Source organism: Streptomyces sp. NPDC057950, from assembly GCF_042887295.1.
GTDB classification, from domain to species: Bacteria; Actinomycetota; Actinomycetes; order Streptomycetales; family Streptomycetaceae; genus Streptomyces; species Streptomyces kaempferi.
The window spans coordinates 67,076-92,998 of record NZ_JBHVPP010000008.1; the positions used below are offsets into that span (position 1 = coordinate 67,076).

Annotated in this window: 20 protein-coding genes; 13 read left to right on the plus strand and 7 right to left on the minus strand. The window is 72.8% G+C overall.

Annotated elements, in window-relative coordinates; all coding sequences use genetic code 11:
* Positions 1-414 precede the first annotated feature (414 nt).
* Positions 415-1,716, plus strand: coding sequence for a lipopolysaccharide biosynthesis protein RfbH (gene rfbH / locus ACFVTC_RS15730; RefSeq protein WP_390127173.1), 1,302 nt, complete (start codon positions 415-417; stop codon positions 1,714-1,716).
* Here rfbH and ACFVTC_RS15735 read toward each other — a convergent pair.
* Both ACFVTC_RS15735 and ACFVTC_RS15740 read right to left on the minus strand, forming a co-directional pair.
* Positions 1,700-2,947: a macrolide family glycosyltransferase gene (locus ACFVTC_RS15735; protein ID WP_390127175.1), complete on the minus strand. Its 1,248-nt coding sequence runs from the start codon at positions 2,945-2,947 to the stop codon at positions 1,700-1,702. The two genes, rfbH and ACFVTC_RS15735, sit on opposite strands and share 17 nt — an antisense overlap.
* A gap of 86 nt (positions 2,948-3,033) precedes the next feature.
* On the minus strand, positions 3,034-3,621 hold the full coding sequence (locus ACFVTC_RS15740; RefSeq protein ID WP_390127177.1) for a dTDP-4-dehydrorhamnose 3,5-epimerase family protein: 588 nt from the start codon (positions 3,619-3,621) through the stop codon (positions 3,034-3,036).
* 207 nt (positions 3,622-3,828) lie between these two features.
* Between ACFVTC_RS15740 and ACFVTC_RS15745 the strand changes: the two genes are divergently transcribed.
* Positions 3,829-4,812: an NAD-dependent epimerase/dehydratase family protein gene (locus tag ACFVTC_RS15745; RefSeq protein WP_390127179.1), complete on the plus strand. Its 984-nt coding sequence runs from the start codon at positions 3,829-3,831 to the stop codon at positions 4,810-4,812.
* Positions 4,813-4,961: 149 nt separating this feature from the next.
* Here ACFVTC_RS15745 and ACFVTC_RS15750 read toward each other — a convergent pair whose 3' ends face one another.
* The 4 genes from ACFVTC_RS15750 to ACFVTC_RS15765 form a co-directional block, all read right to left on the minus strand.
* Positions 4,962-5,750: a BTAD domain-containing putative transcriptional regulator gene (locus tag ACFVTC_RS15750; protein WP_390127181.1), complete on the minus strand. Its 789-nt coding sequence runs from the start codon at positions 5,748-5,750 to the stop codon at positions 4,962-4,964.
* Positions 5,744-6,754: a dTDP-glucose 4,6-dehydratase gene (gene rfbB, locus ACFVTC_RS15755; protein WP_390127182.1), complete on the minus strand. Its 1,011-nt coding sequence runs from the start codon at positions 6,752-6,754 to the stop codon at positions 5,744-5,746. Before rfbB ends, ACFVTC_RS15750 begins: the two co-directional genes overlap by 7 nt.
* 194 nt (positions 6,755-6,948) lie before the next feature.
* Positions 6,949-8,202: an activator-dependent family glycosyltransferase gene (locus ACFVTC_RS15760; protein ID WP_390127184.1), complete on the minus strand. Its 1,254-nt coding sequence runs from the start codon at positions 8,200-8,202 to the stop codon at positions 6,949-6,951.
* A gap of 106 nt (positions 8,203-8,308) precedes the next feature.
* On the minus strand, positions 8,309-8,506 hold the full coding sequence (locus tag ACFVTC_RS15765) for a ferredoxin (RefSeq protein WP_390127186.1): 198 nt from the start codon (positions 8,504-8,506) through the stop codon (positions 8,309-8,311).
* Positions 8,507-8,825: 319 nt separating this feature from the next.
* Here ACFVTC_RS15765 and ACFVTC_RS15770 point away from each other — a divergent pair, with 319 nt between their 5' ends.
* The 3 genes from ACFVTC_RS15770 to ACFVTC_RS15780 all read left to right on the plus strand — a co-directional run bounded on the left by ACFVTC_RS15770 (position 8,826) and on the right by ACFVTC_RS15780 (position 12,985).
* Positions 8,826-10,061 (plus strand): cytochrome P450, encoded by a 1,236-nt coding sequence (locus tag ACFVTC_RS15770; RefSeq protein ID WP_390127188.1) that lies wholly within the window; start codon positions 8,826-8,828, stop codon positions 10,059-10,061.
* Between the two features lie 62 nt (positions 10,062-10,123).
* On the plus strand, positions 10,124-11,344 hold the full coding sequence (locus ACFVTC_RS15775; protein ID WP_390127191.1) for a cytochrome P450: 1,221 nt from the start codon (positions 10,124-10,126) through the stop codon (positions 11,342-11,344).
* A 21-nt stretch (positions 11,345-11,365) separates the two neighbouring features.
* The gene (locus tag ACFVTC_RS15780) at positions 11,366-12,985 is read left to right on the plus strand and encodes an acyltransferase (RefSeq protein ID WP_390127193.1); all 1,620 of its coding nucleotides are present in this window, start codon (positions 11,366-11,368) and stop codon (positions 12,983-12,985) included.
* 134 nt (positions 12,986-13,119) lie between these two features.
* On the opposite strand, the gene ACFVTC_RS15785 is transcribed toward ACFVTC_RS15780, so the two are convergent.
* A complete protein-coding gene (locus ACFVTC_RS15785) occupies positions 13,120-15,309 on the minus strand; it encodes an SAM-dependent methyltransferase (RefSeq protein WP_390127196.1) in 2,190 nt (729 codons plus the stop codon).
* Positions 15,310-15,644: 335 nt separating this feature from the next.
* Between ACFVTC_RS15785 and ACFVTC_RS15790 the strand changes: the two genes are divergently transcribed.
* The 8 genes from ACFVTC_RS15790 (at position 15,645) to ACFVTC_RS15825 (ending at position 25,887) form a co-directional block, all read left to right on the plus strand.
* Positions 15,645-16,664: a beta-ketoacyl-ACP synthase III gene (locus ACFVTC_RS15790; protein WP_390127416.1), complete on the plus strand. Its 1,020-nt coding sequence runs from the start codon at positions 15,645-15,647 to the stop codon at positions 16,662-16,664.
* A 101-nt stretch (positions 16,665-16,765) separates the two neighbouring features.
* Positions 16,766-19,531, plus strand: a complete 2,766-nt coding sequence (locus ACFVTC_RS15795) for a phosphoenolpyruvate synthase (protein WP_390127198.1) — start codon at positions 16,766-16,768, stop codon at positions 19,529-19,531.
* Between the two features lie 34 nt (positions 19,532-19,565).
* The gene (locus ACFVTC_RS15800) at positions 19,566-21,218 is read left to right on the plus strand and encodes a hypothetical protein (protein WP_390127200.1); all 1,653 of its coding nucleotides are present in this window, start codon (positions 19,566-19,568) and stop codon (positions 21,216-21,218) included.
* 26 nt (positions 21,219-21,244) lie between these two features.
* Complete coding sequence (locus tag ACFVTC_RS15805) at positions 21,245-22,342, plus strand: SDR family oxidoreductase (RefSeq protein ID WP_390127202.1); 1,098 nt, start codon at positions 21,245-21,247, stop codon at positions 22,340-22,342.
* Positions 22,339-23,313, plus strand: coding sequence for a nucleoside-diphosphate kinase (locus ACFVTC_RS15810; protein WP_390127204.1), 975 nt, complete (start codon positions 22,339-22,341; stop codon positions 23,311-23,313). The genes ACFVTC_RS15805 and ACFVTC_RS15810 overlap by 4 nt, the downstream gene beginning before the upstream one ends.
* Positions 23,310-24,368, plus strand: coding sequence for a ScbA/BarX family gamma-butyrolactone biosynthesis protein (locus tag ACFVTC_RS15815; RefSeq protein ID WP_390127206.1), 1,059 nt, complete (start codon positions 23,310-23,312; stop codon positions 24,366-24,368). The genes ACFVTC_RS15810 and ACFVTC_RS15815 overlap by 4 nt, the downstream gene beginning before the upstream one ends.
* Positions 24,365-25,264: a hypothetical protein gene (locus tag ACFVTC_RS15820; RefSeq protein ID WP_390127208.1), complete on the plus strand. Its 900-nt coding sequence runs from the start codon at positions 24,365-24,367 to the stop codon at positions 25,262-25,264. Before ACFVTC_RS15815 ends, ACFVTC_RS15820 begins: the two co-directional genes overlap by 4 nt.
* A complete protein-coding gene (locus ACFVTC_RS15825) occupies positions 25,261-25,887 on the plus strand; it encodes a nitroreductase family protein (protein ID WP_390127209.1) in 627 nt (208 codons plus the stop codon). Before ACFVTC_RS15820 ends, ACFVTC_RS15825 begins: the two co-directional genes overlap by 4 nt.
* Positions 25,888-25,923 lie beyond the last annotated feature (36 nt).

Below are 25,923 nucleotides of genomic sequence, written 5' to 3' on the forward strand. Positions count from 1 at the left end.
GACCTGCACACCAGATCACGTCACCGCGCCGCGGACGGCCGGATCATCAAAGACCGGAACTACAAACGGTTCCGGCTACGGCGCGCCATAGCTGAGCACGCCACCGTGCACCTCAAAGGCCGTCAGATCCCTCGCAGTGTCGTCGCACCAACGCCATCAACCATGCCGTCACCGCACCGCACGAACTGAAGCTCAACGTCGCGTAAACGAGACCACTGGCCGTCGGCACACGAGCCGAGTCACATTACGGGATAACTCTTAGACTTCTCCGGCAGCGCTGGGCACGCCGGTGCGCGGTGTGTTGGGCTGGGCTTCCCGGACGGCACAAGCCCGGTCCGGGGACCCCGCTCGCACTTCCTGCCGTCGAGGCCACGGCTCCGTCCCCGCCGGCAGCCACAGGAAGGCCACCAGCCGATGGGCAACGACAAGACAGAGATCCTCGACCTGGTACGCGAGTACCACCGCAGTAACGCGTCCTCGGGATTCGTGCCGGGTATCACGTCCGTCATGGCCTCCGGTGCCGTCCTCGACGAGGAGGACCGTGTCGCGATGGTCGAGGCGGCCCTGGACCTGCGGATCGCCGCCGGACCGAGCTCGCGCAAGCTGGAACGCGCGCTGGCCAAGTACTTCGGCCTGCGCAAGGCGCATCTGACGAACTCCGGTTCGTCGGCGAACCTGCTGGCCCTCAGCTCGCTCACCTCGCCCCAGCTGGAGGACAGCCGTCTGGTGCCGGGCGACGAGGTGGTCACCGTGGCCGCCGGGTTCCCGACGACCGTCAACCCGATCCTCCAGAACGGTCTGGTGCCGGTCTTCACCGACATCGAGATCGGCACCTACAACCCGACGCCGGAGCGCATCGAGCAGGCGATCGGGCCGCGCACGCGGGCGATCATGGTGGCGCACGCGCTCGGCAACCCGTACGCCGTCGAGGAGATCGCGCAGATCGCCGACGACCACGGTCTGTTCCTCATCGAGGACAACTGCGACGCGCTGGGCAGTACGTACAAGGGCCGTCTCACCGGCACGTTCGGTGACCTGGCGACCGAGAGCTTCTATCCGGCGCACCACATCACGATGGGTGAGGGCGGGGTGGTCCTGACGGACAACCTGGCGCTGGCCCGCATCGTGGAGTCCATGCGTGACTGGGGCCGGGACTGCTGGTGCGAGCCGGCCGAGGACAACCGCTGCTTCAAGCGGTTCGAGCACCAGATGGGGACGCTGCCGGCCGGCTACGACCACAAGTACATCTTCTCCCACGTGGGCTACAACCTGAAGTCGACCGACGTGCAGGCGGCCCTCGGGCTGCAGCAGCTGTCGCACATCGACGAGTTCGGCAAGGCCAGGCGCCGCAACTGGGCGCGGCTGCGGGAGGGCCTGGACGGTCTTCCGCACCTGATCCTGCCGGAGGCGACGCCGGGCAGCGACCCGAGCTGGTTCGGTTTCGCCATCACCGTCGTGCCGGGGGCCCCGTTCGCGCCGGGGGCGCTCATCGACCACCTGGAGTACAGCAAGGTGGCCACCCGGCGCTTCTTCGCGGGCAATCTCACCCGTCACCCGGCGTACGAGGGGCGGGAGTTCCGGGTCAGCGGTCCGCTGACCAACAGCGACATCACCACCGAGAGCACGTTCTGGATCGGTGTGTTCCCCGGCCTGACGGACGAGATGATCGACTACAGCATCTCGACGGTGAGCGAGTTCGTCACGCTGCCCCACTGATGTCGGCCGGCCGGCCGGTGCGGTGCCGGCGGTGCTGCGCGGCCCAGCCCTGAAGGGTGTCGGCGGCGCGGGCGGCACCGCCGGCGGCGCGGACCGCGGCGCGCATCCGCCGCAGGGCGGCGGGGGTGCGTGGTTCGGCCAGCAGCCCGTTCACGGTGCGGGCGAGGACCTCGGCGTCGAGGCCGGTCCGCGACAGGGTGCGGCCGACCCCGCATTCCTCCAGCCGCCGTGCGCTGAGGCCGAGTTCGTGGGCGCGGGGGATGGCCACCACGGGCGTGGCGAAGTACAGGGCCTCCATGAGGCTGCCCATGCCGGCGTGGCAGACGAGGACGTCCGCGTGCGGCAGCACGGCCGGGTGCGGCAGCCACTCGTGGACCTCGACGTGCGGGGGCAGCGGTCCCAGCTGTGCGCGGTCGGCGCCGTGTCCGAGTGTCATCACGACGTGCCAGGAGGCCGGGTCGAAGGCCTGGGCGCAGGTGCGGAAGAAGTCGCCGCGGTCGCCCGACTCGGTTCCCAGGGACACCAGCGCGGTGCGCCGGCCGTCCGCCGGCGGCGACCAGAGGCCGGCCGGGGCCTCGGTGACCATGGGGCCCACGAACGCGAAGCGGTCGTCGAAGGTGTCGCCCTCGATCTGGAAGTCCCGCGGCAGGAAGACGAGGTTGTGCTCGTCCCACTCGGTGCCGTAGCGGCTCATCTCGTCGAGGCCGATGCCGTGTTCGCCCATGAACTCGATGAGGACGCCGGCGCCCTTGGCCATGACCGGGTCGGCCCGGTCCCACATCTGGGCGCGCAGGGAGAAGGTCTCGTTCGCCGCGTGGCTGGGGAACATCTGCACCGGCAGGGCGTCGAGGACCCGGGCGGCGACCCGTCCGGCGGCCACGTTCTCGAAGTCGTAGAGGACGGCGTCCGGGGGGTCCTGGGCGAGGGCGGTCAGGGCGGCGGGGAACACCGTGCGGATGGTGTCCACCAGCAACGCGTAGCCCTCCGCGGCCAGTTGGCCGGGGGCCGGGTCGGCGGCGCGGTAGAACTCGCCGCGCGCGGAGGTGTAGGTGACGGCACGGGCGCCCGCCTCCTCGACCAGGCCGGCGTACCGCTCGTCCACGACGTAGGTCACCCGGTGGCCGGCGGCGATGAGCGCGCGGGCGACGCCGAGGCTCGGAGCGACGTGCCCGAAGTCCGCGAAGGGCAGGACGGCGCAGTGGAGCGGGCGGGGGTCGGTGCGGTGCGGCATCGGCTGTTCCTTCGGTACGGCGGTGGCCTCGGACGGTGCGCCCGCGGCCGCCGGGGAGAGGGACGGGCCCGCTGACGGGGAACCGGTCACGTGCCGCGCAGCGCCGCGTAGTGGGCGAGGCAGTCCTCGTAGCGCGGCAGCAGACCTGTGCGGCGGGCGGTGGCGACGGAGACGGCCCGGGAGTCCTTGGCCGACATCAGCGGGGTCTCCGACAGCTGCCACGGTAAGTCCAGTTCGGCGTCGAGGGGGTCGATGTCGACCTGGGTGCCGGGGACGAACTCGGTGGAGCACAGGTAGGAGACGCAGGTGTCGTCGGTGAGGGCGAGGAAGCCGTGCACGAGTCCTTCGGAGACGAAGACGCTGTCGCCGGACTCGGCGCTCATCCAGTTCGCCTCGTGTGTGCCGAAGGTGGGCGAGCCGAGGCGCACGTCGACGACGATGTCGAGGATCGCGCCGCGTACGACGCACACGACCTTCGCCTGGCCGGGTGGCAGCAGGGTGCCGTGGAGCCCGCGCAGGGTGCTCCTGCGGGAGACCGAGTAGTTCACCTGCACGAGGGGCACCGGTCTGCCGATCTCCTCGGCCAGCCTGTCGTGGCGGAACGACTCGTAGAAGTTCCCGCGCACATCGCCGATCTTGTGCGGTGTGATGTGGAAAGCGTCCGGCACAGCCATCTCTCGAACCTTCATGGTGGCAGCACCATAGGGCGGGCCGGTCGAGGACCGTTGAAGAGCCGCACAGGGCACGGTCGAGTCGAACGGTCCTGGAGGGGTCCTCGATCGCCGGGTGCCACAGTGACCGCACAAAACCGACGTCCGCCGCCGTGGCGCACCGGGACGACGTACGGGTGCGGGGCGATCCGGACCAAAGGGGGGAGCGGCATGTCGCTGGTCGGTACGCAGGCAGTGCCCGGAGCACCGGACGGATCGTCCGGCCGGGTGATCGTCCTCGGCGCGACCGGTTTCGTCGGCCGGCACGCGGGCGCGGCCCTGGAGGCGGCCGGTCACGAGGTCCTCGCCGTCGCGCGGCAGGCCGCGAAGACGCCGGCCTCGTGGCAGTTCTGCCCGATGGACCTGGTCGAGGACGGGCCCGCCGCGCTGACGCGGCTGATCGACGCGGAGCGTCCGGTGGCCGTCGTCAACGCGGCCGGCGTGGCCTGGTCGTCGTCGGTCGGCGTGATGCGGCAGGGCAACCAGCTGCTCGTGGAGCAGCTGCTGGCGGCGCTGGACGCCGCCTCGTGGCAGCCGCGGCTGGTGCATCTGGGCTCGGTGCACGAGTACACGCCGCAGCCGGCGGGCGTCCTGCTCGCCGAGGACTCCCCCACCCGCCCGGCGACGGACTACGGGCAGTCGAAACTGCTCGGCAGCCAGGCCGTCCTGCGCTCCGCCCGGGAGGGCCGGACGAACGCGGTGGTGCTGCGGCTGTCGAACGTCATCGGTTCCGGGATCCCGCCCGACAGCCTGCTGGGCCGGGTGGCGCAGCAGCTGCTCGCCCGGCCGGCGCCGGGTGAGCCCGTCACGGTGCAGCTGTCCCCGCTGCGCAGCAGCCGGGACTTCGTCGATGCCAAGGACGCGTCCGAGGCGGTCGTGGCCGCGACGCGGACGCCGCGGGCGCGGGGCAGGGTGGTGAACATCGGCAGTGGCACCTCGCTGCATGTGCGTGCCGTGGTCGACCGGCTGATCGCGGCGAGCGGGCGGGCGGTGCGGCTGGTCGAGGACACCGGCGGTACGGTGCGGCCCGCCGCGGACGCGGACTGGATGTGCGTGGACGTCACCGCGGCGCGCGAGCTGCTGGGCTGGTCGCCCCGCCGTGGGCCCGAGGATGCCGTACGGGACCTGTGGAAGGCGGCGGAGTGCTCCGTCTGAGCCGCGCCGCCGGGACGCGTGCGGGCCGGCGGCGCGCCGACGCGCGGGCACGGGGAAACCGGTGATCTGCCCCGCCGAGCAGCTCACCGCGCGGGCACCCGGGCAGGGAGGGGCCGGGGCGGGCGTGAGCCCGTCCGGCGGCTCCCTGGTCAGCCCGGCAGCAGGCTGAGGTCGGCGGTGGTGACCTGGTCCATGAGGACGTGCTGGCGGATCTGCTGCAGTCCCGCGGAGGGTTCCAGGCCCAGTTCGTCACGGAGCAGCCGGCGCAGCCGCTGGTAGACCTGGAGGGCCTCGCTGCTGCGGCCGCAGCGCTGGAGCGCGATGATGAGGCCGCCCTGGAACCACTCGTGGAGCGGGTAGGTGCTGGCCAGTTCCTTGAGTTCGGCGACGAGTTCGCGGTGCTGGCCGAGTCCGAGCCCCGCGGTGATGCGCAGCTCCAGGGCGTGCATGTGGAGCTCCTCCAGGCGCAGCGCGTACGCCTGGAGGCAGGGGCCCTGGCCGATGTCGGCGAACGGCTGGCCGGACCACCAGGCCAGTGCGGCCTGGAGGCGTTCGGTGGCCGTGCGGGCGTCACCGGCCTCGATCGCGGACCGTGCCTGGACGGTGAGCCGTTCGAACTCCTCGGCGTCGTAGTCGCCGGGGGCCACCCGCAGGATGTAGCCGGTGGCCCTGGTGACGAGCGGTCCCGTTCCGGCGGCCGTCTCGTCGTCGCTCTGCAGGAGTTTGCGCAGCTGGTAGACGTAGGTCTGGACGGTGGCGGTGGCGCTGCGCGGCGGGGTGCGCTCCCACAGTTCGCCGGCGATCGCGGAGATCGGCACCAGGGTGTTGCGGCGGGCCAGCAGCAGCGCCAGCATCTGGCGGACCTTCGGTGCGGTGGGTGTCACGGGCCGTCCGTCCCGGGTCACCTCGAGCAGTCCCAGGGTGCGGAAGGTCAGCATGCGGGGGTCCCGGTCGCGGGCCCGTCGGCCTCGGTGACGGCGGGCTCCCACCAGTCACGGTTGCCGCGGTACCAGGCGACGGTCTCGGCGAGGCCCTCGGTGAAGTCCTTCTGCGGTTTGTAGCCCAGTTCGGTGTGGGCCTTGCTCCAGTCGACCGAGTAGCGGCGGTCGTGGCCCTTGCGGTCGGTGACGTACTCGACCTGGTCCCAGGACGCGCCGCACGCTTCCAGGAGGCGTTCGGTGAGCCGGCGGTTGTCGAGCTCGGTGCCGCCGCCGATGTTGTAGATCTCGCCGGCCCGTCCCCGGGTGCGGACCAGTTCGATGCCGCGGACGTGGTCGTCGATGTGCAGCCAGTCGCGCACGTTCATCCCGTCGCCGTACAGCGGGACCTTCCTGCCCTGCAGGAGGAGGCTGACGAAGAGCGGGATGATCTTCTCGGGGTACTGGTGGTGGCCGTAGTTGTTGGAGCAGCGGGTCACCCGTACGTCCAGGTCGTGGGAGCGGTGGTAGACCAGGGCGAGCAGGTCGCTGGCCGCCTTGGACGCGGCGTAGGGCGAGTTGGGGTTCACGGACTGCTCCTCGGAGCAGGAGCCGGTCGAGATGGAGCCGTAGACCTCGTCGGTGGAGACGTGCACGAAGGTGCCGATGCCGTGCTGCAGTGCGGCGTCCAGGAGCACCTGGGTGCCCATGACGTTGGTGCGGACGAACTCGGCGGAGCTGGACAGCGAGCGGTCGACGTGCGACTCGGCCGCGAAGTGGACGACCTGGTCGTGCTCGGCGATGAGGGGGCCGACGACGTCCGGGTCGCAGATGTCGCCGACGACGAGCCGGAAGCGGGGTGAGTCGGCGACCTCGTCGAGGCTGGCCCGCTTGGCGGCGTAGGTGAAGGCGTCCAGGACGGTCACCGAGACGTCGTCGGGGCCGAGGGGGCCGAGGAGGGTGCGGACGTAGTGGGAACCGATGAAGCCGGCACCGCCGGTCACCAGGATGCGTGTCTGACTCATCGGGATTGCGGCGCCAGGTACCCCGTCGGGGTCGCGGTTGACGCCGTCCTCCTTCCTCGTGTGTGCGGTGTGGTGCGCGAATCCGGCCGGTGGGCCGGTCTGTACGGGGCAGCGGGCTCGGGGCGGTGCGTTCGGGCCGTGCGTTCCGGGCGTGCGTTCCGGGCGTGCGTTCCGGGCGTGCGTTCGGGGCGGTGTCAGCGGTCGGCGACCAGTTGTTCCAGTCGGCCGACCAGGGCGCGCGGGCTGGGCAGGGCCGCGGACTCGTCCCGCAGCCGTCCCGCGGCGGCCGCGAACGACGGTTCCTCCACGAGCATGCGGGTGTGCACGAGGACCTGTCCGGCGTCGACGTCGCTGTGGTGGACGAAGATCCCGGCGCCGGCCTTCTCCACCGCGCGTCCGCGCAGTTCCTGGTCGGCGACGTTGGTCGACAGGGCGAGCTGCGGGACGCCGTTGACGAGGGCGGTCGCGAAGGAGCCCCAGCCGCCGTGGTGGATGACGGCGGAGCAGGTGGGCAGCAGCGTGTTCAGGGCGATCCCGCTGACGGCGCGCACGTTGGGGGGCAGGTCTCCGAGCTGTTCGGCCTGTTCGGGCATGAGCGCGGCGACCACGTCGACATCGAGGGCGCCCAGCGACCTGAGGATGTCGTAGAGGGGGACGTAGTCGCCGCCGTAGGCCTCGCTGTTGGTGCGGCCGAGCGTGACGCACACCCGGGGCGACTTGGGCCGCTCGCGCAGCCAGTCCCACTGCACGGCGGGGCCGTTGTAGGGGATGTAGCGCATGGGCAGCTGGTGCAGTTCGCTCGGCAGCCGCAGGCTCGGGGGCAGGGTGTCGATCGTGAACTGGCCGTTGAGGAGTTCCTCGTCGCAGGACACGCCGTAGGTGCGGGCCCGTTCGTCGATCCACTCGGCGAGCGGGTCGGTGCGCTCGGCCTCGGGGACGTCGCGGGCGAGGTCGACGAAGGTGCTCCTGGCCTGCCCGTACACGTCGGCGCACCACAGCAGGCGGGCATGGGCCGCGCCGCAGGCGCGTGCGGCGACCGCGCCGGCGTAGGCGATGGGGTCGCGGATGACGAGGTCGGGCCGCCAGTCGCGGGCGAGGGCCACCATGTCGTCCATGACGGGGTCGTTGTAGCGGGCGAAGCCCCAGGGCACGCTGATCTCGTAGCGTTCGCGCAGGGTGGCCCAGTCGACCTGGCCGGGGCCGAGGTGGCTCCAGTTGGCGACGTCGGCGTCCTGGGACTCGCGGGCGAGGGCCATGTCCGCGTGCAGCAGGGTGTGGTCGTCGCTGCCCACGGGGGCGGCCACCAGACCGACCCCGGTGATGGCGGGGGTCAGCGACGGAGAGTTGGCCATCAGCACGTCGTGCCCGGCCGTGACGAAGGCCCAGGCCAGCGGCACCATGGTGTTCAGGTGCGACTTCTCCGACAGGCCGGCGAACAGAACGCGCATGGCATCCTCTCGTTCGTAGAAGGTCTGCGGCCGGGCCGCGGGACATCGAAGAGGGCCCGGCGGAAGGTGAGCCGGGCGCTGTCACCTGGCCGGCCGCCGGACCCGCTCAGTCCTCCTGGAGGGTGATGGCACCCAGCGGGCAGGAATCGTGCGCTTCGCGGATCGCCTCGTGGTGGTCGCCTCCCGGCCGCTCGATCAGGAGAAGGGCGCGTCCGTCGGTCTCGTCCTGGTCGAAGACCTCGGGCGCGATCAGTACGCACTGACCCGCTCCCATGCACTTGTCCTGGTCGATCGCGATGTCCATGCCGGCCTTCCGCGTCGGGCGGTACGGGGGTGGCGCCCCGCTGCCGGGGCGTGCCCATCTTGGGCCGCGGGCACAGGTGTTGCGGCCGTGGGCCGTCACTGTCTGGGATTTCCTCCAGAGATTGCGGCCGCCGCCGTGCCCTCGCGCGGGGCCCGGCGGGCGGTACTCGGTGAATCCCTAGACTGCGCGGCCGTTCCTGGCCCCGGTCCGGCGCCGCGTGCTGGAGTGACGCGAGAGCCGGGCCCGTCGGGGCGCCGGTCGGATTCGGCGCGTCGCGGGCCGCGACGGCGACCGGGCCGCACGAGAGGGGGAACCACTGGTGGCGGAGGAAGGCACCTCGGACGTCGGTGTGACGCGGGAAGCGGCGGATCCGGCGCCGGGACCCGGCATCGGCAAGGCTCCCTCGGTGGAGCCGGACGGCGGGACGACGTTGCTCGCCTGGCTCGCGCGGATGCGCGAGGAGTGCCCGGTCTGGCGTGACGAGGCGGGCCAGGTGCACCTCTTCCGGTACGAGGACGTCCAGCGTGTCCTCGCGGACCCGGCGACGTTCTCGTCCGACACCGTGGGCCGTCTGTCGGGCGGTGAACGCCAGGCTCCGCGCGGCACCCTCCTGCTGCTGGACCCGCCGCTGCACGGCAAGATGCGCCGCCTGGTCAGCCGCGCCTTCACGCCGGGGCTGATCTCCGGTCTCGAACCGTGGATCACCGAACTGACCGCGGAGCTGCTGGAGTCGGCCGGCGATGACCGCTTCGACCTGGTGGACGTGCTCGCCAACCCGCTGCCGGTCACGGTGATCGCGCGGATGCTCGGCGTGCCGACGGCCGACCGGGATCTGTTCCAGGGGTGGGCGGACCAGCTCCTGTCGACGGACCCGGAGGATCAGGCGAGCGTGCAGTGGATGGAGGAGACCGGCACCACCATCTCGGCGTACCTGCAGGGCTTCATCGACGAGCGGCGCCGGGAGCGGCAGGACGACCTGCTGGGCACCTTGGTGCACGCGGAGCTCGACGGCGAGCGTCTGGACGACGAGGACATCGCGAGTTTCGCGACCCTGCTGCTGCTCGCGGGGCATGTCACCACCTCGGTGCTGCTGGGCAACACGCTGATGTGCCTGGACGGGGAGCCGGAACTGTTCGAACGGGTCCGTGAGGACCGGTCATTGGTGCCGGCCGTGATCGAGGAGACCCTGCGGCTGCGTCCGCCGTTCACGCGGATCGAGCGGGTCACCACGGCCGTGACCGAGTTCCACGGGACGAGCCTCGCCCCCAACACCCTGGTGCATCTGTGGCTGTTGTCGGCCAACCTGGACGAGGAGGTCTTCGAGGACGCGGCCGCCTTCCGCCCGGACCGCTCCAACTCCCGCCAGGCCGCCTTCGGCCACGGCATCCACTACTGCATCGGGGCGCCGCTGGCCCGGCTGGAGGGGCGTGTCGCCCTGAACGCGCTCCTCGACCGGTTCGCCCGGATCGAGGTCGACCCCGACGCGCGGCTGACCTACCACGGCACCAACGTCTTCGGCGCCCGACACCTGCCGCTGGCCGTCAAGCGTGCCTGACACCCCACCAGCTCTCGCCCCACGACACCCGACGGCGTAGCCGGCTCACCAACGGAGTGACCATGAAGACACGGCCCGACGCACCCGTCATCCCGGCGGACCGGGGAAAATGCCCGTTCGATCCGCCGGCGGCGTACGCCCGCCTGCGCGCGGAGAACCCCATCAGCCCCATCACCTTCCAGGTGGCCCCGGCGGACACCTCGGGCTGGCTGGTCACCCGGCACGACCTGGTGCGGCAGATCCTGGCCGACAACCGCTTCAGCCACCGCAACGAGCTGCTGGCGCACGTGGTCGCGCCGCCGTTCCCGATGGACGAGTACAACCCCCAGCCCTCCCCGCCGGGTTCGTTCGCGAAGACGGACGCGCCCGAGCACTCCAAGTACCGCCGTCTGCTGGCCGGGCACTTCACGGTCCGCCGGATCCAGCAGTTCGAGCCCGAGCTGACCCGCATCATCGGCGAGACCCTCGACGAGATGGCGGCGCAGGGCTCGCAGGCCGACCTGCTGACGTCGTTCGCCGAGGTGGTGAGCGTGCGCACGGTGCAGTCCCTGATGGGGGCCTCCGCCGAGCTGATGGCGGTCATCTCGAAGCACTTCTCGGCGATGATGACGCTGACGTACACGCTGGAAGAGTTCATCCATCACGTCGAGTCCATGGACGCGGCGCTGCGGCCCATGGTCCGTGAGCGGATGAGGGAACAGGGCGACGACCTCTTCGGACAGCTGGCCTCCACCGGGGAGCTGACCGAGGAGGAGATGGTCAACCTCGCGGTCCTCACCCTGGGCGGCTCCCTCGACACGACGCCCAACATGCTGGCCCTGAGCACGTTCGCGCTGCTGGAGCAGCCGGAGCAGCTGGCGCTGCTGCGCAGCCGCCCCGAGCTGTACGAGGCCGGTGCTGTCGACGAGTTGATGCGGTACCTGACCATCTCGCAGATGGGGTCCAGCCGTTGCGCGCTGGAGGACGTCGAGATCGAGGGCGTCACCATCAAGGCCGGGCAGACCGTCGTCCTGTCGCTGCCCGCCGCCAACCGTGACCCCTCGGTCTTCACCGACCCCGACTCCCTCGACGTCACCCGTATCCCGCGCAAGCACCTGGCGCTCGGCTTCGGGGCGCACCAGTGCCTGGGCCAGCATCTGGCCCGCGCCACCCTCAGGATCGGTCTGCGCACACTGTTCGAGCGTTTCCCGAAGCTGCGGCTGGCCACGCCCGCGGACCAGGTGCCGCTGCGCGACCGTGCCGTGCACTACGGGGTCGACAGCCTGCTCGTCGCCTGGGACTGATCGGCCGCGAGGAGGACCACCGTGACAGCGAACACGACCAACCCGACGGACACGCCCGACCCGACCGGCACGCCCGGCACGCCCGGCACCCCCGACCCGACCGGCACCCCCGGCATACCCGGCACGCCCGGCACGGAGAAGACGACGAGGACGGACACGACGAGCACGACGGACACGACGAGCGCGACGAGCGCGACGAGCGCGACCGCCAGGACGCGTAGGGCGGGAAGGGCGAAGGGCGGGAAGGGCAAGGCGCCCGTGTCGGCCTTCCGCCACACCGTGGAGAGCCGGGAGGAGCGGACCTTCCTGGTCCGCGCCGGCACGGCCGGCGGCGGCCGGGTCCGGCTGAGCGGTTACGACCTGCTGACCGGCCCCTGGTACACGCCGATGACGTTCTTCTACCGGAACACGCTGGACGGCGCGGAACTGCGCGCGTCCCTGGCGCGTACGCTGCGCGGCTACCCGCCGCTGGCCGGGCGTCTCACCCGAGACCGGGACGGCGGCCTGAGTGTGCTCTGCAACGACGCGGGGGTCCGCTTCACCGAGGCGGTGTCGTCGGAGTCCATGCGGGAGTACGGGCCCGGCCTGCGCACCGAGCCGGTGATCGGCGGTCTGCTGCGGGAGGTCAGCGCCTTCCGTGTCGTCGACCGGGACACCCCGCTGCTGAAGATCCGGCTGACGCAGATGCGCGGCGGCGGCTCGATCCTGGGCGTGACGATCAACCACAGTCTCGCGGACGGCGGGAACACCCTCGCGTTCCTCGAGAGCTGGTCGCGCGAGCACCACGGGCTGGCCTCTCCGGAGCCGTCCCACGACCGTGACGTCATGGACGCGCTGGGCCGGGAGTCCGCGGACCCCGCGACGGTGGCCTCGCGCGCGTTCATCGGGGTCTCCCGGCTGCGCCTGCTGAAGACGAACCTCAAGGTCGGCCTGCACAAACTCGCGACCGTCGCCACCCGTTTCGAGGCCGCCGAACTCGCCGCGATGAAGAACGCCGCGCAGCGGCAGCTGACCGGCGAGGGTTCCTGGGTCTCCACCAACGACGTGCTGAGCGCGCACATCTGGCAGGTGCTCGGCGAGCTGCGCGGCCGGCCCGACGAGGCGGCCGAGTGGCTCGGCATGATCGTCAGCGTGCAGTCCCGGCTCGGCGACGCGCTGCCCGCCGGTTACTGGGGCAACTGCGTCAGCAACAGCTGGACCACCACCCCGGCGGCGGCGCTGCGCGAGCGTCCGCTGGGCCGTGTCGCCCAGGACGTCCGGGCCTGTCTGGACGCCAACACCGCCGAGAAGATCCGTGACGAGATCGCCTTCCTCAACTCCTATCGCGGGGCGGGGGTGTCACGGCACGTCATGTCGGTCCGGGCGCCGGACGTCTTCGAGACGGCGCTGTCCGTCAACAACTGGTCGCAGTTCCCGCTGTACCGCATCGACCTGGGCGGCGGAAAACCGTTCTGGTACGAGTTCCCGGACCTTCCGGTGCCGACGGTGCACATCGCGCCGACGCCCGCCGAGGACGGGGGCCGGGACGTCTATCTGTGCCTGGCGCAGGAACACGCGGCCGTGGTGCGGGACCCGGCCTGGCTGGAGCGCCTGCACGTCCACGGGCGGACCGGCGGGGGTGGCGTTCCCGGCGGGAGGTGAGGCGGGCGGGCCGGTGTCCCCGGCGAGGCCGGGGCCACCGGCCCGCCCGTGTCCGCTCCCCCGCCATGGCGGTCCGGGTCCGTCGTGGGGGGCCGGGTCCGTCACCGGGGGGCCGGGTCCGTCATGGGGGCGGTTCAGGCGCGGGTGGCCTGGAGCAGCGTGATGCGGGCGGTGCCCGGGACGGTGGGGTCGAAGGCGGGCGGCACCGGCCGCCCGTACTGGCCGGCGAGGTCGGTGATCTCGCGGGAGCGGGCGGACCAGCCGTGTCCGGTGAGGCGGGCGAGGGGGTCCGCGGTGCTCTCGTTGCGCCACAGCGCGGCGAGCGTGTGCAGGGTGTCGGTCGCGGTGGCGTGGTCCAGGGCCGCCCTGGTGGTGTCGGTGGCGAACATCGTCCGGCTGCCGTACTCAAGGGCGAGCCGGCTCGCTGGGGCGCTGAGTTCGCCGATGCGGCCGAGCACCTCGTCGCCCTCCTGCTCGGTGAGGTAGACCAGGATGCCCTCCAGCAGCCAGGCGGTCGGGACGTGCGGGTCGAAGCCGTGGGCGCGCAGGGCGGCGGGCCAGTCGTCGCGCAGGTCGCCGGCCATCGGGACGCGTGCGCAGCCGGGTGCCGGTTCGCGGGCGGTGACGATCTTCTCCTTGAAGGAGAGCACGTCGGCCCGGTCGAGTTCGAACAGCGTCAGCGGTGCGGGCCAGTCGAGCCGGAAGGCTCTGGCGTCCAGGCCGGCGGCGAGCACGACGACCTGCCGGCAGCCCGAACCGACCGCTTCCAGCAGCCAGTTGTCGAAGTAGCGGGTGCGCAGGGCGAAGTAGTCGCCCATGGCCCTGCGCAGCCGTTCGCCCCTGGGGCCCGACCAGGCGGCGAGCGCGGCGCCCGCGGCGACGGTGACCTGGAGGGCGACCTGGTCGTCGAAGAGCCGGTCGGGGCGGCCGCTCTCCCTGGCGCGGGCCGCGGCGAGCGCCAGCGCGGTGGAGCCCACGGCCGTCAGCTCGCCGTCCGCCGTGGTGCCGCCGTCGTGCCGGCGGCGGGCTGTGCCGTCCGTGTCCGGTGATGGTGCCGGGGTCCGGGTGGGGCGTGCCGGGGTCTGCCGTGCGGTACGGAACCCCTCGCGGTCGAAGGGGACTCCGCGACGCCAGATGCGCCGGATGGCCCGGGTGGCGGTGATGTCCGTGGTGGGGTCGCCCTCGACGAGCAGCAGATCGGCCCGCAGGCCGGGGGCGATCCGCCCGCGGTCGGACAGTCCGAAGAGCCGGGCGGGTGCCGAGGTCGCGGCCCGCAGCGCCTCGACGGGGGTGAGTCCGGCGGCCACGAGCAGTTCGAGTTCGCGGTGCAGTGCGGCGCCGTGGACCACCGGGCAGGCCCGCCCCGGCGCGTTGTTGGCGTCCGTGCCCGCGACCAGGGTCACTCCGGCCTCGTGGAGCCGGCGGGTGGTGGCGAGCGCGTGGGCGAAGTCCAGGTCCGGGGACGGGACGGTCACGGCGAGTCCCTCGGTGCCGTTCCTGATCGCGGCGTCGGCGTCGGCGGGCAGGTGGGCGGCGACGCGGTCGTCGTCGGCGAGGGCGCGCCCGCCGCGGGCGCCGCTGGACATCTCCATCATCGCCAGGGTGGGGATGACGAACCGGCCGTCCGCGGCGGTCCGTGCGACCAGGTCGCCGGGCAGCGGTGCCGCCAGCGGGACGTGGGTGAACGCGTCGACCCCCGCGGCGAGCGCGGCGCGTACCGTCTCCTCGTCGGCGACGTGGGCGACGGTCGGCAGGCCCTCCCGCCGGGCCGCCGCGGTCACCGCGCGCGCGGTCGGCCCGTCCAGCGTCGGCAGGTCGGCGCCGTGGTGGCCGCCGTCGTCGAACATCATCTTGATGTGGTGCGCGCCTTCCTTCCGGCGTGCCGTCACCTGTTCCTGTGCGTCGTCGGGGCCGGCCAGCGAGGGGAGGAAGGGCATCGAGGCCGCCGGGTGGCCGCCGGCCGCGCACAGCACGGTTCCGGAGCTGCGCAGGTCGGCGACGTCGTCGGTGCGTGCCGCGGTGTCGCAGAGCCAGCCGGTCAGTGCGGGCGGGAAGCTGAACATGTCGAGTTCGGTGGTGACTCCGAACGCCAGTGCCAGCCGCAGGTTGTGCAGGGTGCCCATGACATGGGTGTGTCCGTCGATCAGTCCGGGCAGCAGGGTGTGGCCGGTGGCGTCGATCACCTCGGTCACCCGGGGGTCCGTGGCGGCGTCCGCTTCCGGGGCGGGTGTCACCGCGGCCACGAGTCCGTCGTCGATCAGTACGGAGATCCCGTCCCGTACCCGTTCGCCGTCGAAGACGCGGGCATGGTCAACACGGATCATGGAGGGACCCCCATCGATTGAACCGCCGGCCTGGACAGTGGGAGCAGCCGGTCACTGGTGTCTCACCGACCAAGGACACACGGTGCGAGGACCGCGTCCCAGGTCCGGCGCGAGAGTGTAGAAGTTCGCTTAGGCGAGTCAACTCGACTGATTCCAGGGGGCTTTGTTACCCCATGCTCATTCCCGTTGCGCTTACCGCGATGAGGTGAGGTGGCGTGAAGTCAGTGGACAGTGGGCCGAACGGCCCGTACGAGCAGGAGAGTTCGCGGACCGAGCCGCGGCCCGGTCCGCTCGTCCCTCCGGCGCCCGGTCCCTTCGGGCCGCGGTCGGCGGTCGTGGCCGGGCTGGGTGGCTCGGTGCCCGCCACGGTGGTCTCCAACGACGACCTGGCCGCCGTCCTCGACACCGATGACGAGTGGATCCGCCGTCGTACCGGCATCCGGCACCGGCGTGTGGTCGCGCCCGGTCAGTCCACGGGCGACCTCGCCGTCGAGGCGGCGCGCAACGCGCTGGCGTCGGCGGGCCTGGAGCGCGTGGGGGCCGTCGTCCTGGCGACGAGCACTCCGGACCGGCTCTGCCCGGCGACCGCGCCCCAGGTGGCGAGCCGGCTCGGCCTGGGCCCGGTGCCCGCGTTCGACGTGCAGGCCGTGTGCACCGGTTTCGTGTACGCCCTGGCCACCGGTGCCGGACTGATCTCGCTGGGGATCACCGACAGCGTGCTGGTGATCGGCGCCGACACGTTCTCCACGATCCTCGACCCCGCGGACCGGGGCACCCGGGTGGTGTTCGGCGACGGGGCGGGCGCGGTCGTGCTGCGCGCGGGCCAGGCCGCGGAGCCGGGTGCGCTGCTGGGGTTCAGCCTGGGCAGCGACGGCGGCGAGGCCGACCTCATCGAGATCCCCGCGGGCGGGTCCAGGCAGCGCTCCACGGGCCTGCCGACGAAGACCGAGGACACCTATTTCACGATGCGCGGCCAGGCGGTCTTCGCGCAGGCGGTGCGCCGGATGGCGCAGTCGGTGGAGGACATCGCCGCGCACACCGGGTGGCGGCCGCGGGAGATCGACGCCTTCGTGCTCCATCAGGCCAACGCCCGCATCCTGACGTCCGTCGCCAGGCGCCTCGGCCTGCCCGCCCGGCGGTTCCCGTCCAACATCGCCGCGCTGGGCAACACGGTCGCCGCGTCGATCCCCCTCGCGCTCACCGACTGCGCCGCCTCCGGCGAGCTGAGGCCCGGTCAGAAGGTGGTGCTGACCGGGTTCGGCGGCGGGCTCACCTGGGGTTCGGCGGCCCTCATCTGGCCCGAACTGCGGCCGCTGCGTACGGAACTGCCGGGGTCGGCAGTGAACTGCCCGTGAACTTAGGTGAATACCTACGACCGTCATCGCGGAAGTCTTTCGCGGAACCTGCCGTGAGACCTTCGGGAGGGAAACCGATCGACTACCCGGAGGGAAACCACGTGTCGCCCAGCGCGGGATCCGGCCAGCAGTCCGCAACGTCCTTACGTGTCCTCACCCGCACCGGTGAACCGGCCGAAATCGCCGAATGGGCCGGCGGAAAGGGAAAGAACCTGCATTCCCTGACCGCCGTCGGATTCCGGGTACCGGACTGGTCGGTGATCGGCCTCGACGTCTTCACGGAATTCGCCCGGCGCAGCGGGCTGGACACACGTCTGACGGCCCTCCTGGCCGGTGCGCCGCGGGGCGGGGAGCGGCGGACGTCGGAGGAGATCGCCGCGCTCATCGCCGGGGCGCCCCTGGACGAGGACGTCACCGAAGCCGTCCGCCGGGCCTACGAGCACGTCGGCGGCGGCCTGGTGGCGGTGCGTTCGTCGGGGGCGGACGAGGACGGCGCGGAGCACTCGTTCGCCGGGCAGTTCGACAGTTTCCTCAACGTCTCGGGGTTCGACGAGGTCGTCGCGCACGTCCGCCGCTGCTGGGCCTCCGCCTTCTCGGAGCGTTCCCTGCACTACCGCGCGCAGCGCGCGCTGGCGCCCTCGGCGGGCGGCGTCGCCGTCATCGTGCAGCGCATGGTGCCCGCGGAGCGCAGCGGGGTGCTGTTCACCGTCGACCCCACGACCGGGAGCACCGGCCGTTACGTCGTCAGCGCCGTGTACGGGCTGGGCGAGGGGCTGGTCTCCGGGGCCGTCGACGCCGACACGGTCGTCCTGGACGCCGCGTCGGGTGAACGGCTGCACGCCGTCGTCGGCGACAAGCAGGAGAGTTACGGGGCCGGTACGGGTCCCGGCTGTGCGATACGGCCGGTCGCCGAGGCCGACCGGGAGGTGCTGTCGCTGAGCGCGCGCGACCTGGCCCGGCTGCACGACGTCGGGACCCGGGTGGCCGGGCACTACGGCGCCCCGCAGGACATCGAGTGGGCGATCGCCGGGGACACCGTGTGGGTGCTGCAGTCCCGCCCGGTCACCACCCCGCTCGCCGGCTCCACGGCCACGCCGTCCGTGCCGGCCGAGGAGGCCCGGGGAGAGCTGCGGATCTGGGACAACTCCAACATCATCGAGAGTTTCAGCGGCATCGTCTCCCCGCTCACCTACAGCTTCGCCGCCGACACCTACGCCAAGGTCTACGAGAGCTACGCCCGCGCGCTCGCGGTCACGCCTGACCAGTTGCGGGAGGTCCAGGAATGGACCCCGCATCTGCTCGGCTATTTCCACGGCCGGGTCTACTACAACCTCCTGCACTGGTACCGGATGGTACGGCTGGCTCCCCTCTACCGGCTGAACCGGCGCGTGCTGGAGAAATCCCTCGGGGTCGAGGAGAGCATTTCCGACGAGGCGGCCGACGCACTGCACCCCTTCACCCCCCGGCCGGGACTTCGGGGCCGTCTCAACCGCCTGTACCGCACTCTCGTCTTCACCCGGAAATTCCTCACCATGAGGAAATCCGTGGACGCCTTCCACCGCGATTTCTACCGCGCCTACGAGGTGTTCAACAACGTCGACTACGACGCGCTGCCGGGCGAGGAGACCTACCGGCGTTTCCGGCGGCTGCAGCGTGAACTGATCGAGAAATGGGGGCCGATGCAGGCCCTCGACGCCGCGATCCTGCTCTCCGTCGGACTGCTGGCCCTGCTCACCCGCAGGTGGCTGCCCGGCGCCCCCGAGTGGTTCACCTGGGCCGCGGCGAGCCCCGGCGGCGACCTGGAGTCCGCCGAACCGGTGTGGGCGCTGGCCGAGTTGGCGGCCCTGGCCACGGCGGACGACGAGGTGCGCCGGCTGCTCGAGGCCACCTCCGACGAGGAGGCGTACCAGGCGCTGCGCGAGGGCGGTCACACCGAGGTGCTGGCCGCCGTCGACGCGTACATCGCCTCCTACGGGTACCGCAGCCCCGACGAACTCAAGCTGGAGGTGCCGGATCTGCACGAGGACCCGGCCGGGCTGTTCACCATGCTGCGCGGCGCCCTGACCGGCCCCGCCACCGCAGCGGGCCGCGGCGGGGACGCCGACGCGTACCTCGACGGGCGGCTGCGCGGTCCGCGCCGCCGGGTCTACGAACTCGTCCGCGGCAAGGCCCGCGGTTCCCTCGCGGACCGCGAACGGCTGCGGTTCTGCCGTACCAGGGCGTTCGGGGCGGCCAAGCGCATGCTGCGGGCGATGGGCCGCGACCTGGCGCGGGCCGGGGCGCTCGACGCCTGGGACGACGTGTTCCTGCTGCGTCTGGAGGAGGTCCGCGGGGCCTACGAGGGCATGCTCGCCGACGCCGAGCTGAGGGACCTGGTGGCGCTGCGCCGCCGGCACCTGGCCGACGACGGCGCACTGCGCGCCCCCGCACGGTTCACCACCCGGGGCGCGGCCTACTGGGCGGGCAACCTCGAGCGCGGCGGCTGGACGGCGGCCGCCGTGCGCAGCGGGGCCCGCGAACTGCGCGGCACCCCTTCGTGTCCGGGCGTCGCCGAGGGACCCGCGGTGGTCCTCGACGCCCCGCGCGACGTCGGCGGCGGCATCCTGCTGGCCTACCGCACCGATCCCGGCTGGGTGACCGCGCTGCCCTCGGCGTCCGCCCTGGTCATCGAGCGCGGCAGTCCGCTCACCCATGTCGCCGTGGTCGCCCGCGAACTGGGCATCCCCACCGTCGTCCAGGTCAAGAACGTCACCACCGAGATCCGCGGCGGCACCCGGCTGCGCGTCGACGGCGCCGCCGGCACGGTCACCGTGCTGGACGTGCCGGACGTGCCGGTGTCCGTGGACGCCGGCACGTCCACGTCGTGAAGCCCCGACACCCGCAGGACGGAGACCCCGAACCGTGATCCTCACCGACGAGCAGTTGCAGGACCTGCTCGACAAGTCGCTCGCCGCCCTGCCGCCGGGCCCCGACTGGGCGGTGGTCCTCGAAGGCTCCATCGCGGAGGGGTTCGGCAACCCCTCCTCCGACATCGACTTCCTGCTCATCGGCCGCGACGGGGCGGATCTGCCGACCATGCCGTCGCTGCTCTTCGTCGACGGCCGCCGGGTGGAGATACGGACCCGGTCGGTGCGTCAGCTCGCCGAGCAGTTCACGGCTCTCGAAGCGGGCGCCGGGCGGCCCGGCAGGCTCTCCGAGGACCTCCTCAACCGCTGCCAGCGGCTGCTGGGCAGTCATCCGCTGCGCGGGCACGCCCTGGTCGACGAGGTCAAGGCCCTGCTCCCGGCCGGGCGGCTGCGGGAGATCGCCGCCGGGTGGTGGACGCACCGGGCCCAGCAGTCGCTGCGGCACGCGATGGCGCTGGACTGCCTGGGCGAGGGCGCGGAGGCCGCCGACTGGGCCCGCGCCGGTCTCGTCCAGGCGGTCAAGGCCTGGGCGGCCGGCCTGGGTGAGACCTATCTCGAACCCAAGTGGTTGTCCCTGCAACTCGACCGGGCCGGCCGGGCGGACGTCCGCGACCGGTACTGGGCCCTGGAATCGGCCGCCCCCGCCGGGCACGAGGCCGACGCCGTGCACGGCTACCTCGGTGAGTGTCTCGCCTTCGCCGCGGAGCTGGGCATCACCGGTGTCGCGTGGCGCCCGGAGCGGCTGACCGTAGAACGCGCGGCCCGCGTGACCACCTGGCAGACCGGCGAGCGGGTGCACGTCATCCGGGACCGGCGGGACGTGTTCGCGCTCGGCGGCCGGGCCGGGGCGGTCTGGCGCTCCCTGGTCCTGGGCACACCGCTGCCCGCGGTGCTGGCCGGTGCCCGGCGGGCCGGGGCGGCGGACTCCGGCCGGCTGATCGCCGCCTTCCTGCGCTACGGGCTGGTCCGGCTCGCCTGGAAGGGTGCCGGCACCGTCACTCCGGCGCTGCCGCTGGCCGCCCCGGCCGGCCCCGTCACCCCGCCGCCCCACAGCGCGCCGCCCCTGCTGTCCGTCCGCGGGGCGGCCGTCAGCGGGCCCGACGGCATCGACCTGGTCCCGCTGCCCGCCGAACGCTTCGCGGCGGCCACGATGGCCCTGGTGTGGTCCAACGTCGTGGTGGAGAACGCCCGCGAGGACCTGGACGGCGCCCTGCGCCGCGGCCAGTGGCGGGTCGCCGAACTCACCTCCCGCCGCGCGGTCCACGCCGCGCTGCGCGGGCTGCTGAGCTCGTACGGCGTCAACCCGCTGCCCGCCGACACCGATCTGGTGCGCCGGCTGTCGCTGCTGCCGTCGCTGCCCGGCTCCGTGCGCGGCCGGGCGGAGGACCTGCTGGGCCGCACCATCGCCTCACCCGGGCAGGGCGAGCGGGTCCGCACCGATCTCGAGGACTTCGTCGCGCTGGTCCGCGACACCGCCGGGGCCGACGCCTTCCCGTCCTCCTTCGACTCCGCCGACACCTGGCGGGCCACCCTGGAGCTCGGCTACGACTGGCTGCGCATCGGCACCTACCTCGGCGCGGAACTCCCCCTGGAGGAGGCCCGCGACCTGATCGTCAGCAATGGCGTCCAGCCCCACCAGGCCGTATGACCCCCACCACCCAAAGGGACCGACCGATGGCTGACACCATGACCGTACTGGTCACCGGAGCGAGCGGACTGGTGGGAGCCGAGGTGACCGCCCGGCTCACCGCGGCGGGCCACCGTGTGCTCGCCCTCATGCACAGCAACGGTGACATCGTCCGCAACAACGGCAGGGCGCTGCCGGCCGCGCCGGCCGGACCGCGCCGGCTCACCGGTGACGTCACCCGCCCCCGACTCGGCCTGGACGGCGAGGAGTTGCGCGCGGCCGCGGCGGCGGACCGCATCGTGCACTGCGCCGCCCTCACCGACTTCGGGCTGCCCGAGCAGCGCTACCGGGACGTGAACGTCACCGGGACCCGGCAGGTGGTGGCCTTCGCCCGAACCCACCGGATCCCGCTGGTCCATGTGAGCACGGCCTATGTGTGCGGTGCCCGGGACGGCATCGTCTACGAGGACGAACTCGACGTCGGACAGCGCCCCGGCAACGCCTACGAGCTGAGCAAGCTCCAGGGGGAGAGGCTGGTGCGGCAGGCCGCGGCCGAGGGCCTGGCGGTGGCCGTGGTGCGGCCCAGCATCGTCGCCGGGGCGGCGCGCACCGGCCGGGTCCGTGACTTCAAGACGCTGTACCCGGTCGTCAAGCTCATCACCAAGGGCCTCGCCAGGACCATCCCGGGCCGCTACGACGCGGCTCTCGACCTGGTGCCGGTGGACTACGTCGCGGATCTGGTCACCGACGTGACCACGCGTTTCGAGGATGCCCGGGGGCTGACCCTGCACGCCGTCGGGCAGGCCGTCACCCTGCGGGACTTCTCCGCGGTGCTCGCCGAGTACCCGTCCTTCCAGGTGGCCCGGTTCGTCCCGCCCTCGGCCTTCTCCGCGGCGGCCCTCCCGGACCGCGAACGCGCCTACCACCAGCGGGTCATCTCGCTGTACGAGAGCTACTTCAGCCGGCGCGTCCACTTCGACGCCACCACCGCGGCCGCCTTCACCCGGCACCCGGCGCCGCCCGGCGGCCCGGCCTATCTGCGCCGCCTCCTCGACCACTGCCTCAAGGTCGGCTACCTCGGTGCCGCCGTGTCCCGCGAGCCGGCACCGGCACTCGCCCGCACCGACGGGAGTGACCGCGCGTGAGCCCCGCCGCCCCCCTCGCCCCGCACCGGTCCGAGCCCGTCCACGGCATCGAGGTGTCCCCGCTGCTCGCCTGCGACCCGCTCAAACGCCGTCTCTACGGCGCGGACACCTACTACCAGGAGAGTTACGAGCAGCTCGCCGCCCTGACCGGCGACGTCACCGGCTTCGCCCACCGTCACGCGGCGCTGCTGCTCAAGCCCGACGCGGTGGTCGCCCGCAGACTGCTCGCCGCGGTGGACTGGCTGGCCGAGCACGGCTTGCGCATCGTCGCCGCGGAGCCGACCCGGCTCACCCGGACCGTGATCCGCTCGCTCTGGTACCACCAGTGGAACCTCGCCACCCCTTACCGGCGCAGGCTCGCCGGGCTCTTCCTGGACAGCACCGACTCCCTGGTCCTGCTGGTGCGTCCCGAAGCCGACACCGACGTGCCCGCGTCCGTCCTGCTCACCCGGCTGAAGGGCCCCACCGACCCGGACGCCCGGGTCCCGGGCCAGCTGCGTCATCTGCTCGGCCGATACAGCTATCTGCTCAATCTGGTGCACACCCCCGACGAACCCGCCGACGTGCTGCGGGAGCTGGCCGTCCACTTCGACGACGAGCAGCGCGCGGGGATCTACCGCTCGGCCCTGGCCGGGGAGGACCGGTCCGCGCGGGCCCGCGCGCTCGCCGGCCGTCTGCACGCCGCCTCCGAGCCCAGGGAACTCCACTTCGAGCCCGCGCTCGGGCGGCTGCGCGACACCGTCGCCCGCCATCCCGGACTGGACGCGGCGGCCGCCCCGCGTGAGCTGCTGGAGACGGCGTGGCACCACCAGGTGGCGCTGGACGCGTGGGACACGGTCGTCGTCGGTTCGAAGGTGCTGCCCATGCGTGAGCCGGGCCGGGCTCCCGTACTGGACGGCGCCGGTGTCGAGCAGTGGCGCCGCCACCTGGCGGATCTCCGTGCCGTCCCCTCCCGAAGGAGCAGCCGATGAAGTTCGACCGGACCCTGCCCAGGGCGCTGGTGCACCGGGCGGCCGTCGCCGAGGTGTTCCTGACGGACGCGGAGCGCCGCGGCGAGGACGAGGTGGTGCTGGCCGCCCAGCTGCCCCGCCTGCACGCCTTCTACGACGACACCCTCGGCGCCCGCGCCGGCCATGACCCCATGATGCTGCTGGAGGCCTGCAGACAGGGCATCTTCGTGGTGGCGCACCGGTTCCTGGACGTGCCGCTGGACCACAAGTTCCTGTTACGGACCGTCGAGTTCGAGGTGCTGGACGCCGGGCCGCCGGCACCGGGCCCGTTCCCCGCCGATGTCGTCATCAGCACCCGGATCGAACACCGGGCACGAGGCCGGGCGGGGGTGACGGGACTGCGGCTGCGCTTCACCGCGACCGTGGCGAACCGCGAGGTCATGACGGCCGGCATCGACTACTCCTGGATGCCGCCGCAGCACTGGACCCGGCTGCGTACGGCCCAGCGCGGCCGGCTGGAGCTGCCCGCCGTGCCCATCGCGCCGCCGGTGACGCGGATCCGGCCCGAACTGGTCGGCCGCCGGGACCCCGCCAACGCGGTGATCTCACCCGTCCGGGCCACCGCGGACGACGGCCTGACGGCCCGTCTGGTACCGGACACCTCGCATCCGGTCATGTTCGACCACTGGGTCGACCACGTCCCCGGGATGCTGGAGCTGGAGGCCTTCCGGCAGATGGCGATCGCCGCCGCCGTGCGGGCGGGAGTCCTGCTGACCCCCACCGCTCGGCCGCTCGCCCTGCACGCCCGGTTCCGCAGCTTCGCGGAGCTGGACCTGCCGGTGGAGTGCCGGACCGGCCCGGTACGGCCCGGGGCGGACGTCGAGTGCACGTTGCGGCAGCCGGGCGCGCTGGTCGCCGACGCCCGGGTCAGGCTCGCCGAACGCGGCCCGGCCGCCCCGGCCCGCCCCCACGAACCGATGAGCGGCACCCGGGCCGCTCAGGCCGCCCCGCCCGCCCTGGCCACCTCGGGGGCCGGTCCGCGGGCCGCCGTCCACGGCGCGGGAGCCCGGTTGTGAGCACCGTCGTCCTGCCCCGGGTCCCGGTCCGCCTGGGCCGCTTCGTGCTGTGCATGTTCCGCCCCCACGTGTACGTCACCTACGGGGTGCTGTGGGTCTTCGCCCTGGAGGGCTCGGCCGTCGCCCTGTCCGGCGGCGCCTGGCGTCCCACCGCGGCGACCGCCGTGCGCGCGGCCTGCGTCGTCCTGGTCCTGCTGTTCCTGCGGATGCTGGACGAGCAGAAGGACCTCGCCCACGACCGCGTGCACCACCCGGACCGGCCGCTGGTCACCGGGGCGATCACCGTCCCCGAACTGCGCGGGGCCATGACCGTCATCACCGTGGTGGTGGCGGGCCTGAACGCCGCCCTGTCCCCCGTCGCCGTGCTCCTGATCCTGCTGCCGCCGGCCTACGCGCTCGTGCTCCCGGCCCTGGAAGCGGCGTCCGCGGCGGTGCGCGAGCGGCCGCTGCTCAACCTGGCGGTCACCTACCCCGTCCAGGTGCTGCTCGGCGGCTATGTCTGCCTGACGGCGGCCGGGTCCGGGACGGCCAGCGCCGACTGGCGCGCCGTGCCGCTGCTGGCGCTGTGCGCCGGTGTGTTCCTGCACTTCGAGTTCGCCCGCAAGACCGCCTGGGAATCGGCCCCGGACGACCGCCTGTACTCCTCGGTGCTCGGCCCGGCGGGCAGCGCCGCCGTCGCCCTGGCCCTGGTGGCCGGCGCCGTGGTGTGCGACGTCCTGCTCTTCCGGCCGACCACCGTGCCCGGACTGCTGCCCTGTCTGCCGGCCCTGCTCCCCGCCGTGGCGGCCCGGCGTTTCCTGACCGCCCGCCACGGCCGCTGGCCCCTGGCGCCGGCCATGGGATACGTCGTGCTCACCCATCTCGCCCTGGTGCTCCAGGCGGTGTTCCCACCGTGACCGATCTGACCTGCGAGGAACTGCTGACGACCACCCGCACGGTACGGCGCGGGCTGGACCTGGAGCGCCCGGTGGAGCGGGAGGTGGTCGAGGACTGCCTGCGCATCGCCCTGCAGGCGCCCAACGGCAACAACCGGCAGAACTGGCGCTGGCTGGTGCTCACCGACCCGCGGGTGCGCGCCGAGGTGGCGGCCGTGTACCGGGCCGCGTACTACGAGCGCAACGCCACCGCCCTGGCCGGCCTCGACCGCGCTCCGGACGACGTACGGCGCATGCTCACCGCCGCCCGCGGGCTGGCCGACCGGCTGCACGAGGTCCCGGTCCTGGTGATCCCCTGCCTCCAACTGGAGGTCGAGGAGCTGCCGTCCGGGAACCAGGCGGGCCTGTGGTCCTCGCTGCTCCCCGCCGCCTGGAGCTTCGCGCTGGCGGCGCGCAGCCGCGGGCTGGTCACCGGGTGGACCACGGTCCACCTGGACCGGGAGCGGGAGGTCGCCGACCTGCTCGGGCTGCCGGCCACGGTCCACCAGGGCGCCCTGCTGCCCACCGCCCATCCGCTGCGGACCGCCTTCCGCCCCGGCCCCCGGCTGCCGCTGGAACAGGTGCTGCACCACGACGGCTGGTGACGGAGAACGGGCCGGCCGGCGTGTGAAGGCCACAGG

Bases quoted from the DNA above. Each gene is read 5' to 3' on its own strand.
- ACFVTC_RS15735 (WP_390127175.1), bottom strand. From the start codon at position 2,947: ATGCCGCACCGCACCGACCCCCGCCCGCTCCACTGCGCCGTCCTGCCC.
- rfbH (WP_390127173.1), top strand. From the start codon at position 415: ATGGGCAACGACAAGACAGAGATCCTCGACCTGGTACGCGAGTACCAC.
- ACFVTC_RS15750 (WP_390127181.1), bottom strand. From the start codon at position 5,750: ATGCTGACCTTCCGCACCCTGGGACTGCTCGAGGTGACCCGGGACGGA.
- ACFVTC_RS15740 (WP_390127177.1), bottom strand. From the start codon at position 3,621: ATGGCTGTGCCGGACGCTTTCCACATCACACCGCACAAGATCGGCGAT.
- ACFVTC_RS15765 (WP_390127186.1), bottom strand. From the start codon at position 8,506: ATGGACATCGCGATCGACCAGGACAAGTGCATGGGAGCGGGTCAGTGC.
- ACFVTC_RS15805 (WP_390127202.1), top strand. From the start codon at position 21,245: ATGGCTGACACCATGACCGTACTGGTCACCGGAGCGAGCGGACTGGTG.
- ACFVTC_RS15760 (WP_390127184.1), bottom strand. From the start codon at position 8,202: ATGCGCGTTCTGTTCGCCGGCCTGTCGGAGAAGTCGCACCTGAACACC.
- rfbB (WP_390127182.1), bottom strand. From the start codon at position 6,754: ATGAGTCAGACACGCATCCTGGTGACCGGCGGTGCCGGCTTCATCGGT.
- ACFVTC_RS15775 (WP_390127191.1), top strand. From the start codon at position 10,124: ATGAAGACACGGCCCGACGCACCCGTCATCCCGGCGGACCGGGGAAAA.
- ACFVTC_RS15815 (WP_390127206.1), top strand. From the start codon at position 23,310: ATGAAGTTCGACCGGACCCTGCCCAGGGCGCTGGTGCACCGGGCGGCC.
- ACFVTC_RS15785 (WP_390127196.1), bottom strand. From the start codon at position 15,309: ATGATCCGTGTTGACCATGCCCGCGTCTTCGACGGCGAACGGGTACGG.
- ACFVTC_RS15745 (WP_390127179.1), top strand. From the start codon at position 3,829: ATGTCGCTGGTCGGTACGCAGGCAGTGCCCGGAGCACCGGACGGATCG.